The following is a 12,913-nucleotide window of genomic DNA, read 5'->3' on the forward strand; positions in this document are numbered from 1 at the left end:
CAAATATTAAATGAAGATTACCCTGATCGCCATTGGCAAAACCGAAGATAAATATTTAATTGATGGAATTGATAAATACATCAACCGCCTGAAACATTATATTAATTTTATTTTTTTGGCCATACCTGATGTAAAAAACGTTAAAAACCTGAGTGAGGCGCAACAAAAAGCAAAGGAGGCAGAACTCTTACACAAACAGATCAGCAATGGTGATATGGTGATTTTACTGGATGAAAAAGGCAAAAAATATTCATCGGTTGAGTTTTCCAATTATTTAAACAAACAGATGATTGGCAGTGTTCAACATTTAATCTTTATTATTGGCGGCCCCTACGGATTTGACGAAAGTATTTACAAAAGGGCAAATGGCTTAATTTCCCTTTCGGATATGACTTTTTCGCACCAGATGATCAGGTTATTTTTTGTGGAGCAGCTTTACCGCGGGTTTAGTATTTTAAAGGGGGAGCCTTATCACCACGCTTAGAGATGAAAAATGTTTGAGGTAAGATGGATTATATGGATAAGATATGGAAAAACGGAATTAAAATCATCATTAAATAAAACAAACCATGATACTAGATAAATATAAAAGGGAATACAGATACAAGAGCAACCAGCGGGGCAGCAACAAATACTTATGGGTTAGTATTATCATTTCACTGATTATTGGTGGCCTGATCTGGTATTTTGGCTAAACAAAAAAACACCAGACAAATTGCCTGGTGTTTTTTATACTTTCACGACTAAAGCTTAAACGCCTTTTTTACTGGTCATATTTGCTTTTTTAGCCGGAGCCGAGGTTTTAGTAGTTGCTTTTGCACTGGCAGATGCCTTAGCGCCTGAAGCTTTTACTTTTTTATCAGCTGCTTTTTCTTCAGCTAATTTAACTTCTGCAGCTGTTCCTGGTGTTTCAGGAGTTTCTTCTGTAAACAAAGGCAAATCTTTTAGTAAGTTATACCAGGTAATGATTTTTTTCATATCCGAAGCATAAACTTTTTCCTGATCGTGGCCCGGAGCAACCTCCAGAAAGAAAGGGCGTAAATCGCCTTTAAGATCCGGAGTGTTTCCTTTAGCTGCAATTTGAGCAAAAATATCAGCTAATTTAATTTCCTCATCTTCACCATACACGGTAATATCTTCTAACGAAGCTAATTTCGTGTTGGTGATGTTGGCTACAATTTTAGTTTTTTGCTCATCTAAGCTCTCTAAAATGTAACCTACTTTATTTTGTCCAACCAATTTAAATAAACCTGGTCTGCCAGATACGGCAACAATTCCTCTTAAATTCATATCATGTGTGTTTAGCGGTTAGCGGTTGGGGTATGGCGCATTAAATCGCCTACCGCCAAACGCATAACGTATTTCTATTGTTTTAAAATCTAAATGTGAGCTACTAGCGCCTTAAACGTTTATCGCCAAATGCATTGCGCACTAATCTTCTAAAACTTCAATATTTACAATCTTATCGCCCTGACGGATATCATCAACAAGATCTACATTTTCGACAACTTTACCAAAGCAAGTATGGTTACGATCTAAATGAGCAGTATTTGCTCTGCTATGGCAGATAAAAAACTGTGAACCACCAGTGTTACGGCCAGCATGAGCCATAGATAAAACACCACGATCGTGATATTGATTTTCTCCGTCCAGTTCGCAATCAATTTTATAACCCGGACCTCCAGTACCTGCTAGATGTGCCTTAGCCGGATCTTTTGAATTTGGACATCCGCCCTGAACCATAAAGTTAGGAATTACACGGTGAAAAGTTACACCATCATAAAAGCCTTCTTTAGCTAATTTTTTAAAGTTTGCAACGGCTTTCGGCGCATCATTCTCGTAGAATTCTACGGTCATATCACCTTTTTCTGTTTTTATTATTGCTTTACTCATATCAATATCGGTACTAATTTTAAATTTTGTTCGACTAAAAATTTTTCATATTTTTTTAGTAGAGGGCAAAAATAACAAAATTGTATAACTTATAACATCATTAAATTTTTCTATCCAGTTTAAATGCGGTATTTTAGTGTTTTAAGCATAACGATTTGATAAAAAAATATTATATCCTACTCATCTGCCTGCTTTGCTCTCTTGGGCTTAGGGCTTCTTCCTTATTAATTTATATGGATGAAGAACAAAAAAACCATCTTAAAGCATATGGTATTGCCTATTGGACCATAAGTAAACAATTGGAGGTTGACTGGCTCTTAAATTATCGTGGTGGAAGTTTCTTAATTAAATATAATAAAACGGTTGAAGATGAACTTAAAATCCGCGGTGTATCTTATGAAGTGATGGCCGATGGAAAGGTAAGCAGCCTTTTAAACGAAATCAGCGATCCTGCTGTGAATATGGAAATGGTTAAACTGGAGAAAACGCCTAAAATTGCCGTTTACTCCCCAAAAAGCAAACTGCCATGGGATGATGCCGTTACACTTGTTTTAACCTATGCAGAGATTCCATATGATGTAATTTATGATGACGATATCCTTCAGGATAAATTGAATAAATACGATTGGCTGCACCTGCACCATGAGGATTTTACTGGTCAGTACGGCCGTTTTTGGGCTAATTTCAGGTACGCAACCTGGTACCAGGAAGACGTTAAAAACCAGGAAGCACTCGCTAAAAGAATGGGTTATAAAAAGGTTTCGGAAATGAAATTAGCCGTAGCCAAACACATTAAGGAATATTGTGCTGGTGGAGGTTTCCTGTTTGCCATGTGTTCTGGCACCGATAGTTTTGACATTGCCCTTGCTGCCGATGGTGTAGATATTTGCGCGCAGATGTTTGACGGCGATCCTGCAGACCCGAATGCGCAATCGAAACTTGATTTTAACAAAACCCTCGCTTTTCAGGGTTTCAAGCTTGATAACAATCCTATGAATTATGAATTTTCGGATATTGACGTTACGCAAACCCGCACATTGAACCAGGCTAATGATTACTTTACTTTATTCGATTTTTCGGCCAAGTGGGACTTGGTTCCAACGATGCTTACCCAAGATCACGATAAGGTTATTAAAGGTTTTATGGGACAAACCACTGCCTTTAAAAAAAGCCTGGTAAAAACGAGTGTAACTGTTCTGGGCGAAAATAAAGGCGCAGCAGAGGTAAGATATTTACACGGCGAAATTGGCAAAGGTCAGTTTACTTTTTATGGCGGGCACGATCCGGAAGATTATCAACACGCTGTGGGCGACCCTCCAACAGATTTAAGTTTGCATCCAAATTCACCCGGGTACCGCCTTATTTTAAACAATGTACTTTTTCCTGCGGCCAAAAAGAAACCTCAAAAAACGTAAACTTTCCAAAATTTAACGCTTGGCATATTGCCCTTGAGCGTAAAAATTAATTCATTCTCTACTGTATTCCTATTATGTATACAGTAAATGGCTGCTTATGCCCTTTACGAATTGGATCACCACCAGACCCGATCTTTATAAAAATTATACTGATAACCAACAATTTAGCTTCCGAATTGTAACACCATTGATACTTTGGCACAGCTTTTGGATAAGCACTGGCAATTAACAAACAGGGTAACACCTAAAATTTAAACAAGAATTTTTATAAAGAAAAATATCATGAAAAAGTTATTATTAAGTGCTTCAGTCGTTTTATTAGCAACAGGTGCTTTCGCACAGAACAACATGACCGGTAGTGACGCGAGATTTGGAATAAAAGCCGGGGTAAATTTGGCAAGATTTCACGCAAGCGGTACTGATGGTAGTACATCATTCAATGACAACGCAAAAGACAATGTTGGTTTTAATGTTACTGCATTCGCTGATTTCGGTGTAGGAAACAATTTCTTCATTCAACCAGGTGTGTCGTTACAGAATAAAGGTAATAAGTTCGAATCTACAAGCTCAGTTACAGCTTTGGGTAGCACTGTTACCACTACATCATCTGTAAAAACAAATTTAATGGCTATTGAAGTTCCGGTTAATGCAGTATTCAGAATTCCTACAGGTACTGCTGGTGCAGTTCAGATTAGTGCGGGTCCTTATATCGGCTTTAACGTCTCAGGTAAAGATAAAGGACAAACCACTACTACAACAGTAAACAACAGCAATAATGCCAGTTCAACGGTAACTACTTCTAATGATAGAGACCTTTCATTCGGTAGTGCTAATGACAAGAATTATGGAAGTACAGACTTTGGTGCAAACTTTGGTTTAGCATACCGTACAAACTCTGGATTTTTAGTAGGTGCGAACTACGGTTTAGGACTTTCGAATTTAATTCCTAAAGATAGCCGCGGTAATTCTGATGCAAAATTAACTAACCGTGTGTTAGGATTCTCAGTAGGTTATTCATTCTAGTCTAGAAAGACACATAAAAAACAAAAACCTTCCCAGTTAGATACCGGGAAGGTTTTTTTATGCCCCCTAATCATAGAAGTTCCAGCTTACGCCAAATTTTAATAAGGCATCTTGCATAGGGTAGCGGTTTACCGTATAATAACCTTGTTGGAATAGACCCTGATTTATAAAATCATATTTAACAAAAATATTGGCCCTTTTTAAATTTGCTTTAAAAAAGACATCAGCTATTGGTCTTGATTGTAGTTTTATTGGATTACGCTCATCAATATAAAATTGGGCCGTAGCTGGTGAATATAAGTAATTCGCATATTCAGAATTGTACCTCACATCTAATCCAACATTGGCTTTTAATACCTTGAAAAAGGTATTATCAAAATAAATACTGTTATAAGTGTAAAGATCAGGTGTTCTTAATACCGCATTTTTATCTGTTTTTTGATAAGCGATATAGTTTTCCATTACAAATTTCCCAAACCTGGTTTTCTTAGATACATCCAACCTGATTAAGCTAATATCTGCAGTAGCCTGTTTCGGTAAAATAGCAGTTGTATTATTGGTTAAATCTGCAGTAAAATAAACATAATTACTGGTTAAATAATATTTGGCTCCAGCAGTAAAACCATACTTATCATTAATGTAATCAAAGGATAAATTTGCAATTTTAGTATTCTTAAAATCGTTGTTTTCCCATCGATAATGATTGCCATGGTAATAATTAAAAATGGTTGCGGGTGTTTGGTTCTGTGCATAGGCGCCCAGCTCAATCCTACCTATGGTTTTACCTAAAAGAATTTTACTTTTTGCCTCGTACAAATAATCACCTGCATTTTCGCCCTGCAAAATTTGCTGAACATCTAAATTGAAATCGATGTTGTTCGAAAACCGATAGCCAGCCGCGCCTAAAATGGTAATGTTCTGATAAGTAAATTTACTGTTTTCGTAACTGGTTCCATCCTGTTTTAAACCCAGATATTCATGTTTGTAGTAATCGTGCCTTACCCCCGCATCAACCTTTAATTCATTTTTAATAACCGAGCTGTTTTTTGGCCTTAAGAAAAAACTGTAAATAAATTCATTTTTGATGTGTTTTACGTGGGTAGAGTCGTTGGTATATGTTGTACTCGCAATTCCCGGAGGCAGCACATTGTTCACATCAGTTCCATTTTTGTAAAAATCATAACTGTCATTATTGTACTCAAACGTATACGAAACCTTATTGGTGGGTAAAACCGCATTGTTAACATTAGCAGAGGTGTCTATTCTACCTACATAATAGGTCTGCTTTAAGAAAATAGTATTCTTTCGGTATAAATTTCTGGAGTCTGATAAATTAATAGGCTCTGCATCTCTTGAAATTTTAGTATAATTTGGATTAAATAATCCTGTGGCCACTGTAGAACCATTCTCGTAGGCACGCATGGTATTAAAAATGGCCGATGCCCACATATTATAACGTTTGCTGGGCGATTGGTACCATGAAAATACAGCAACGTTCAAATTATCACCACGTTGCCTCGCATAAAAACCTTTAGAATCGCCACGATTAAAATTAACCCCAACGTTCCAGTTTTTTTTAATATTCTGTGTGTGTGTAGCCCTAAAAAGCTGTTCCTTTTGGCCCGCACTCACGAAATAGAGACTGGTAAAAGGTGTTCTGGCCTGATAGAAAATAATATCATCAGGAGTTAAAGCATAATAATCGAGTGAATGGAAGCCCACATCGAAACCAATGCGCTTACTGGGTTCGTACAGTAAGGGTCTGGCCGAAAGCCCCATGTTACCATTACTAATGGTTGGATGGGTAGGCTGTAAAAGCGGGCTATAATTCTGAATATTAACGGTTGATGTATCCAGTGGCAACAGTACGATACTATCTTTCGTTAAAGACAGCTTGGTAAAACGAATATATTTGGCTGTAAAAACTACGGAATCTTTAGCGCCATCTAGCTTTTTCCTAACCGAATCGAGTTCTTTATTGGTACCAACACTTGTTTTTAAATCTTGTGCAAAGGCTTTGTTAATGCTAAACAGCAGCAGGAGAAAAAAACAGATTTTAATGGCTTTATGCATCTTAAAGTTCAGAAATTAAGCGGGTTAAAATCTCAGTCATCTTTGGTTCGGCTTTAGCTGCCGCAGCTAAAATTTCGTCTAAATCAAAAGGCTGCAGATCTTCAGGAAAACCTTCGTCTGTTAATACCGAAATAGCAAAAACAGGCAAACCTGCATGGTTAGCCACAATAACTTCCGGCACAGTACTCATACCCACTGCATCAGCGCCAATTAAGCGTAGGTATTTATATTCGGCTTTGGTTTCCAGATTTGGTCCGGAAACTGCAACATATACCCCTTTATGGCACTTAATATCAACGCTTTTAGCTATTTCTAACGCTTTCGTTATAATATCGCGTTTATAGGGCTGGCTCATATCCGGGAAACGTGGGCCTAATTCACTTTCGATTAAACCACGCAATGGATTATCCGGCTGCAAGTTGATATGATCGTCGATAATCATCAAATCACCTTTTTTAAATTCGGGATTTAAGGAGCCCGCAGCATTAGATACAATTAAGTTTTCGATACCTAAACCTTTCATTACCCTAACCGGAAAGGTAATTTGCTGCATACTATAACCTTCGTAATAATGTAAGCGGCCTTGCATGGCTATAATTTTCTTCCCGTTTAATGTCCCAAAAATCAGTTTCCCGCTGTGGAACTCTAATGTGGAAATCGGAAAATTGGGAATATTAGAATACATCAGTTGATGTTCAATTTCGATTTCTTTTACCAGGCCACCTAAGCCGGTACCTAAAATAATACCGATTTCTGGCTTAAAGTTTTCTGTTTTACGTTTTATATACTCAACGGTTTCTTCTATTGCTCTTAACATAATTTAAAATGAGTTCGTCAAAGGTAATCTTATCTTCTTCAAATAATTCAACCTCAATGGGTAAATAATATATAGGTAAATCTACCAGTAAATCTTTAAATCCGGTAGCTCTTAAACGTTTGCTATCCTTTTCTGTTGTGATAATGATTTTATCTTTTTTACCACTGGCCATAAAAGCCGATTTAAACTTCCTGAGATCATCATTTTTAAATGCATAATGATCAGGAAACTGTTCATGTTTAATGCTTGCGGTGTATTTTTGAAGCTCTTCGATTAATGGATCTGGATTTGCAATTCCGGTAAGCAGAAAAATTTCGAAATCTTTAACCGACTCGAGTATTTGACGCTCGTTATGGTATAAATGGATGAGATCGCCATATTTTAAGTAAGAATGTAATACAGGCTGACCTGCATTTGGCTGCAATTCATTTACCGAGGCTTGTTGGGCCACATGCAATAAAGGTACGGGAGATTTGGTAACCAAAAACACATCGGCTCTTTTGCGCGAGGAAAAGACATCCCTTAAATTGCCTGCAGGCAGTAAAAACTGTAAGGTGCCCAGTTTCCTGAACTCGAAAAGCAAAATATTAAATCCGGCTTTAATGGCGCGGTGCTGAAAAGCATCATCCAGGATAATGATATCATGGTTGTTTTGCAACTGCTTTACCCCTGCCACACGGTCTTCGCATACGGCTACGGTAACCTGCTTAAACTTCTGGTAATATTGTAAAGGTTCATCACCAATGGTTTCGGCTGTAGCATTGTCATCTGCCGTAATAAATCCTTTGGTTTTACGCCCATAACCCCTGCTTAGTATGGCTATTTTATAATCGGCCAGCAACCTCACTAAATATTCTGTTGTTGGTGTTTTGCCAGATCCGCCAACGGCTAAGTTGCCTACACAGATTACCGGCAAATCGAAAGATACGCTGCGCATAATTCCCCAATCGTAAAGCTTTTTCCGAAGTGTAACGGCCATAGCATAAACCAATGAAAAAGGGAGCAGCAAAAGACGTAAATAATTAACTAGCATAGTGTCGTGGTTTCAAAATTACTGATTATTTAAAAAAGAAAGGCATTGCTTTTGGCCATGCCCCTTAAATGAACCTTTGCCATTTAAAAATGTTTGCCTAATCTTATGGATCTTAAATACAGTTGTGATTTAAATTGATAAGGCTAAATTTTATTTTTATACTTGCTATTTCTATCAAAAACATAAATAAATGTCTCCAAATAAGCGATTAGTAATTGGCCAGGGTCAGATTAGTGGATATATATCTATCTTTTTAGCCACACTGGCTTTGTTAGGCATTCTTTGTTTTCACTATCCGGAGAAACTGACTACGCCAGAATTTCGTGAGATTTATACCAAAGAAAGTGTAGAAGTTTTAATGTTGGGCGGTGTTATTGCGGCCCTTTTCTTTTCGGCACTGAGTATTGTTTTAAGCAAAAAATTAAAATGGGCCTGGCCAGGATTTTTACTTACTGCTTTAGCCGTTTTATTGGGTGCTGTAACTGTCGAAGGCAGGGATGTTGCTAAATCGAGCTGGCATTTTGGCTTAGACTGGATGATTTTGGATTTACTCCTGATGGTGGCCATTTTTGTTCCGCTAGAATTATTTTTCCCTAAAAACAACAACCAAACCAAGTTTCACGAAGAGTGGCGTACTGATTTAACCTATTTTGTGGTAAGCCATTTGTTTATTCAGTTTTTTGGCATTATAACCCAAAAACCCGCAGTACTCTTTTTTGGCTGGATGGGTTTGGATAAACTGCATACCTGGGTACAAAGTCTGCCTTTTGCGGTAGCACTATTTTTAGCTTTTTTCAGTACCGATCTATTTCAATATTGGGCACACCGTTTTTTCCATACCAGAGTAGCCTTATGGCGTTTTCATTCCATCCACCACTCCACACAAAATATGGATTGGCTGGCCGGAAGCCGTACCCATTTCATTGATATCTTTTTTACCAGGGCCATGACATTTATCCCACTGTATATTTTGGGTTTTTCATCTACCGTTTTCAATGTATACATTATTTTTATAGCCATCCATGCGGTGCTCATCCATGCCAATACCAGGATTAACTTTGGCCCGTTAAAATATATATTCACCACGCCACAATACCACCATTGGCACCATTGCGAAGACCCTAAATATTATGGCCATAATTTCGCTTCCATATTTCCTTTTATTGATATGATGTTCGGCACCTATTATTTGCCAGGCAACAAATGGCCTGCCGGAACCGGTGTGCATGAAGCTTCTTATCCGAAAGGTTTTGTTAAACAATCCATTTATCCCTTTACCAAAAGCCCGTTTGATACCGATTTAAATATGGAAGAAAGAAGCGATAGATAAGCTGGGGATAATATTTTAGAAGATTATTAGGAAAGCAGTGCCTGCAGGCAAGATTAACGTTAGCCGGGCTTTCCGCTAAATCTTTTGTTTTTGAAGGAAAACAAAAGTAAACCGCTGCATCCGATTGTTATCGGATCCCGTTTAATCCAAACTGGATGTGCTATTATTGAAGGTTTTTGAACCCAAACTGGTAACATTCCTATCGGAAGGTGACATCTGACAGCACGCTATCTATACGCCCAACTCCGTGAGCTCGGTGTATCTCTCAGTAACCTCTGTGGTTAAAACTATGGCGCAATCATTAAACTTTCTGTACTCGTTTGGAAACGAACACAGGCAGATTTTTTGTGGTTAAAAAATGTAAGGTGGAACAAAGCCCTTATTAAAACGTTATATTAGCATTCCATCTTATTTTATGCAGGCCGAAACAGAAATTTTAATTATTGGGGGTGGATTGGCAGGTTTAACAGCTGCACTTCATCTAAATAAGTTGGGTTTAGTGGTTACATTGATCGAGAAAGATACTTATCCCCACCATAAAGTGTGTGGTGAATATATTTCGAACGAGGTAAATCCCTATTTAGAATGGCTGGATCTGGATATTGAAAGCCTGGCGCCAACGTCTATCAATGAACTGCTTTTTACTTCAAATCTTGGCGAAAGGATGCAGACTAAATTGCCACTGGGTGGTTTTGGTTTAAGCAGATATACGCTAGATCATTATTTGTACAATGAACTAATCAGGAGAAAGGTAAACATTGTTCATGATCGCGTTGTAGACATAAATTTTGCCGACAACCAATTTACAGTAGCCACTACAAACCATAATTTTAATGCTGCTTACGTGATTGGCGCATATGGGAAAAGATCGTCAATTGATATGAAATTAAACCGGGGTTTTATGGGCACGCAATCGCCTTATCTAGCCGTTAAAGCACATTACCAGACTACCTTTCCGAATAATCTCGTTAGCCTGCACAACTTTGAAGGCGGTTATTGTGGCATTTCAAAAGTTGAAGACGATCGGGTGAACATCTGTTATCTAGCGAATTATGAGCGGTTCAAAAAACATAAAAACTTAGTCGCCTTCCAGGAAAACGTGCTGTATAAAAACAGGTATCTAAAGGATATTTTCGAAAATGCCACCAGTTTATTTGATGCTCCGTTAACCATCAGTCAGGTTTCTTTTGAACGTAAAGAACCTGTTTATAATCATGTTTTAATGGTTGGCGATACTGCCGGCCTAATTCATCCGCTTTGCGGTAATGGTATGGCCATGGCCATTCATGCTGCCAAAATTGCTTCAGAACTTTTGCATCAAAGAATTAATGGCAAAATCAGTGCTCGTGAGGCACTGGAAGAAAGTTATACGGCAAACTGGAACAGAGAATTTAGAAGCCGATTAAAAATGGGAAGAATGTTAGCCGCTTTGCTGAGGAACACCAAATTTGAAAGTTTAGCGATAAATACATTGATAAAAATGCCGTTTCTCTTAAACACAATAATTAAACAAACACATGGCAATCCCATCAAAATTTCATCATAAATGCCAGTAGATACCACATTTAGAAGCACAGCCCCAGAAATTATGGATGATTTCGCCATGGAAGGTGAAATATTGCGCGATGCACTTGATAAAATAGCCAGTATTAACCAACTCCTTGGCGGCAACAAGGTTACACTCGCAGGAGTTAAAAATTTAATAGGCAGCAAACCATCTGATCAGATTATACGTATTACCGATATTGGTTGTGGAAACGGAGATATGTTACGCACCCTGGCCAATTATGCAGAAAAACAAGGTTTGCATTTTATTTTAAAAGGAATAGATGCAAATAAATTTACCATAAACCATGCGCAAAGTTTATCAACCAATTACCCTAATATCACTTATGCCTGTACTGACATTTTTGATGATTTAAGTAAAAAAGAACCTTGCGACATTATGCTGTGCACGTTAACGCTCCATCATTTTAAAGATGAAGAAATTATTGATCTGTTAAACAATTTTAAAAGATCGGCAACAATGGGCATTGTAATAAACGACCTGCAACGAAGTGCAATAGCGTATTACCTGTTTAAAGCGCTGTGTTATGCTTTTAGGTTAAATGATATGTCGAGAGAAGATGGATTAATCTCCATTTTACGTGGATTTAAAAGGGCAGACTTACTTAAATACACCAAACAATTAGGCGTAAAATCAAGTTCAATAAAATGGAAATGGGCTTTCCGCTACCAATGGATAATTAAAACAACATGAGCGTAACCATAAAAGCAGTAAGTAAAGCCTTACCAGAGTTTTGGCGGTCAACTGAAGACATTTTGCCATTTTTAGATATTTGGCTAAAAGACCAGGATGATCGTTTTATCAGAAAGGTAAAAAAGATTTTTGAGGGTGCCGCGGTAGATAAAAGATACTCGATCATGTCGCCAGAAGATGTCTTTAGTGATTTAAACTTTGAGGAACGAAACAATATTTATGTGCGCGAAGGCATAAGACTGGGTGCCAAATGTTTGGAAACAGCACTCGAAAAAGCCAACTGGCAGGCGCAGGATTTAGATTACATTATTACCGTAAGCTGCACGGGAATTATGATCCCTTCTTTGGATGCCTATCTGATCAATCTGCTCAAACTCCGTCAGGATATTATTCGTTTACCCGTAACCGAAATGGGTTGCGCGGCTGGTGTATCGGGTATGATTTACGCCAAGAATTTTCTGAAAGCTAACCCAGGCAAACGCGCAGCAGTTATTGCGGTAGAATCGCCCACAGCAACCTTTCAATTAAACGACTTTTCTATGGCCAATATCGTGAGCGCGGCCATATTTGGCGATGGTGCTGCTTGTGTATTATTAAGCTCGGATAGCGCAGATACCGGACCTGAGATTTTGGCCGAAGAAATGTACCATTTTTATGATGCAGAAGAGATGATGGGGTTTAAACTTACCAACACGGGACTGCAAATGGTATTGGATGTGGCCGTTCCGGAAACCATTGCCAATCATTTTCCTGATATCATCCATCCATTTCTGAAGAAAAACGGACTCGAAATTAACGATATAGATCATTTGATCTTCCATCCGGGAGGAAAAAAAATCATCCAAACTGTTGAGGAATTGTTTGGGCAGCTCGGCAAAAACATAAACGATACCAAAGAAGTATTAAGACTTTATGGGAATATGAGCAGTGCAACGGTTCTTTATGTTTTGGAGCGGATGATGGATAAGAAACCCATGCCTGGAGAAAAAGGACTAATGTTAAGCTTCGGACCAGGGTTTTCAGCACAACGCATACTTTTACAATGGTAACACTTATTCATTAGATAATC

At 38.0% G+C, this 12,913-nt stretch carries 13 protein-coding genes; 8 read left to right on the plus strand and 5 right to left on the minus strand.

Annotated features, from left to right (window positions below):
• Nucleotides 1-10: 10 nt before the first annotated feature.
• Both rlmH and OQX63_RS15000 read left to right on the plus strand, forming a co-directional pair.
• Nucleotides 11-484, plus strand: coding sequence for a 23S rRNA (pseudouridine(1915)-N(3))-methyltransferase RlmH (rlmH, locus tag OQX63_RS14995; protein ID WP_265851664.1), 474 nt, complete (start codon nt 11-13; stop codon nt 482-484).
• A gap of 85 nt (nt 485-569) precedes the next feature.
• On the plus strand, nt 570-695 hold the full coding sequence (locus OQX63_RS15000; RefSeq protein WP_262502298.1) for a hypothetical protein: 126 nt from the start codon (nt 570-572) through the stop codon (nt 693-695).
• A gap of 55 nt (nt 696-750) precedes the next feature.
• On the opposite strand, the gene OQX63_RS15005 is transcribed toward OQX63_RS15000, so the two are convergent.
• Nucleotides 751-1,290: a DUF5606 domain-containing protein gene (locus OQX63_RS15005; protein WP_265851665.1), complete on the minus strand. Its 540-nt coding sequence runs from the start codon at nt 1,288-1,290 to the stop codon at nt 751-753.
• Nucleotides 1,291-1,431: 141 nt separating this feature from the next.
• The gene (locus OQX63_RS15010) at nt 1,432-1,893 is read right to left on the minus strand and encodes a peptidylprolyl isomerase (RefSeq protein WP_090501202.1); all 462 of its coding nucleotides are present in this window, start codon (nt 1,891-1,893) and stop codon (nt 1,432-1,434) included.
• Between the two features lie 233 nt (nt 1,894-2,126).
• Between OQX63_RS15010 and OQX63_RS15015 the strand changes: the two genes are divergently transcribed.
• Nucleotides 2,127-3,308, plus strand: coding sequence for an asparagine synthetase B (locus tag OQX63_RS15015; protein ID WP_265851666.1), 1,182 nt, complete (start codon nt 2,127-2,129; stop codon nt 3,306-3,308).
• A 282-nt stretch (nt 3,309-3,590) separates the two neighbouring features.
• Nucleotides 3,591-4,331, plus strand: coding sequence for an outer membrane beta-barrel protein (locus OQX63_RS15020; protein WP_265851667.1), 741 nt, complete (start codon nt 3,591-3,593; stop codon nt 4,329-4,331).
• Nucleotides 4,332-4,397: 66 nt separating this feature from the next.
• Here the strand turns inward: OQX63_RS15020 and OQX63_RS15025 are convergent, their stop codons facing one another.
• From OQX63_RS15025 to lpxK, 3 genes are read right to left on the minus strand one after another with little or no spacing between them, the layout of a single operon-like run.
• Nucleotides 4,398-6,404 carry a putative porin gene (locus tag OQX63_RS15025; RefSeq protein ID WP_265851668.1) on the minus strand — a complete coding sequence of 669 codons (2,007 nt, stop codon included), beginning with the start codon at nt 6,402-6,404 and terminating at the stop codon, nt 4,398-4,400.
• A gap of 1 nt (nt 6,405) precedes the next feature.
• Nucleotides 6,406-7,221, minus strand: a complete 816-nt coding sequence (locus OQX63_RS15030; RefSeq protein WP_090501194.1) for a purine-nucleoside phosphorylase — start codon at nt 7,219-7,221, stop codon at nt 6,406-6,408.
• Complete coding sequence (lpxK, locus tag OQX63_RS15035; RefSeq protein ID WP_265851669.1) at nt 7,193-8,254, minus strand: tetraacyldisaccharide 4'-kinase; 1,062 nt, start codon at nt 8,252-8,254, stop codon at nt 7,193-7,195. The genes OQX63_RS15030 and lpxK overlap by 29 nt, the downstream gene beginning before the upstream one ends.
• 190 nt (nt 8,255-8,444) lie before the next feature.
• Here lpxK and OQX63_RS15040 point away from each other — a divergent pair, with 190 nt between their 5' ends.
• The 4 genes from OQX63_RS15040 (at nt 8,445) to OQX63_RS15055 (ending at nt 12,893) form a co-directional block, all read left to right on the plus strand.
• Nucleotides 8,445-9,584, plus strand: coding sequence for a sterol desaturase family protein (locus OQX63_RS15040; RefSeq protein WP_265851670.1), 1,140 nt, complete (start codon nt 8,445-8,447; stop codon nt 9,582-9,584).
• Nucleotides 9,585-9,999: 415 nt separating this feature from the next.
• Entirely contained in the window at nt 10,000-11,130 is a 1,131-nt protein-coding gene (locus tag OQX63_RS15045; RefSeq protein WP_265851671.1) for an NAD(P)/FAD-dependent oxidoreductase, read from the plus strand.
• A complete protein-coding gene (locus tag OQX63_RS15050) occupies nt 11,131-11,844 on the plus strand; it encodes a methyltransferase domain-containing protein (RefSeq protein ID WP_265851672.1) in 714 nt (237 codons plus the stop codon).
• Nucleotides 11,841-12,893, plus strand: coding sequence for a type III polyketide synthase (locus tag OQX63_RS15055; protein WP_265851673.1), 1,053 nt, complete (start codon nt 11,841-11,843; stop codon nt 12,891-12,893). Before OQX63_RS15050 ends, OQX63_RS15055 begins: the two co-directional genes overlap by 4 nt.
• Nucleotides 12,894-12,913 lie beyond the last annotated feature (20 nt).

Origin of the sequence: Pedobacter sp. PF22-3 (assembly GCF_026239555.1) — a bacterium.
Lineage (GTDB): Bacteria > Bacteroidota > Bacteroidia > Sphingobacteriales > Sphingobacteriaceae > Pedobacter.

Excerpts from the sequence above, each read along its gene's own strand:
- rlmH (WP_265851664.1), top strand. The coding sequence starts at position 11 with ATGAAGATTACCCTGATCGCCATTGGCAAAACCGAAGATAAATATTTA.
- OQX63_RS15000 (WP_262502298.1), top strand. The coding sequence starts at position 570 with ATGATACTAGATAAATATAAAAGGGAATACAGATACAAGAGCAACCAG.
- OQX63_RS15005 (WP_265851665.1), bottom strand. The coding sequence starts at position 1,290 with ATGAATTTAAGAGGAATTGTTGCCGTATCTGGCAGACCAGGTTTATTT.
- OQX63_RS15010 (WP_090501202.1), bottom strand. The coding sequence starts at position 1,893 with ATGAGTAAAGCAATAATAAAAACAGAAAAAGGTGATATGACCGTAGAA.
- OQX63_RS15015 (WP_265851666.1), top strand. The coding sequence starts at position 2,127 with ATGGATGAAGAACAAAAAAACCATCTTAAAGCATATGGTATTGCCTAT.
- OQX63_RS15020 (WP_265851667.1), top strand. The coding sequence starts at position 3,591 with ATGAAAAAGTTATTATTAAGTGCTTCAGTCGTTTTATTAGCAACAGGT.
- OQX63_RS15025 (WP_265851668.1), bottom strand. The coding sequence starts at position 6,404 with ATGCATAAAGCCATTAAAATCTGTTTTTTTCTCCTGCTGCTGTTTAGC.
- OQX63_RS15030 (WP_090501194.1), bottom strand. The coding sequence starts at position 7,221 with ATGTTAAGAGCAATAGAAGAAACCGTTGAGTATATAAAACGTAAAACA.
- lpxK (WP_265851669.1), bottom strand. The coding sequence starts at position 8,254 with ATGCTAGTTAATTATTTACGTCTTTTGCTGCTCCCTTTTTCATTGGTT.
- OQX63_RS15040 (WP_265851670.1), top strand. The coding sequence starts at position 8,445 with ATGTCTCCAAATAAGCGATTAGTAATTGGCCAGGGTCAGATTAGTGGA.
- OQX63_RS15045 (WP_265851671.1), top strand. The coding sequence starts at position 10,000 with ATGCAGGCCGAAACAGAAATTTTAATTATTGGGGGTGGATTGGCAGGT.
- OQX63_RS15050 (WP_265851672.1), top strand. The coding sequence starts at position 11,131 with ATGCCAGTAGATACCACATTTAGAAGCACAGCCCCAGAAATTATGGAT.
- OQX63_RS15055 (WP_265851673.1), top strand. The coding sequence starts at position 11,841 with ATGAGCGTAACCATAAAAGCAGTAAGTAAAGCCTTACCAGAGTTTTGG.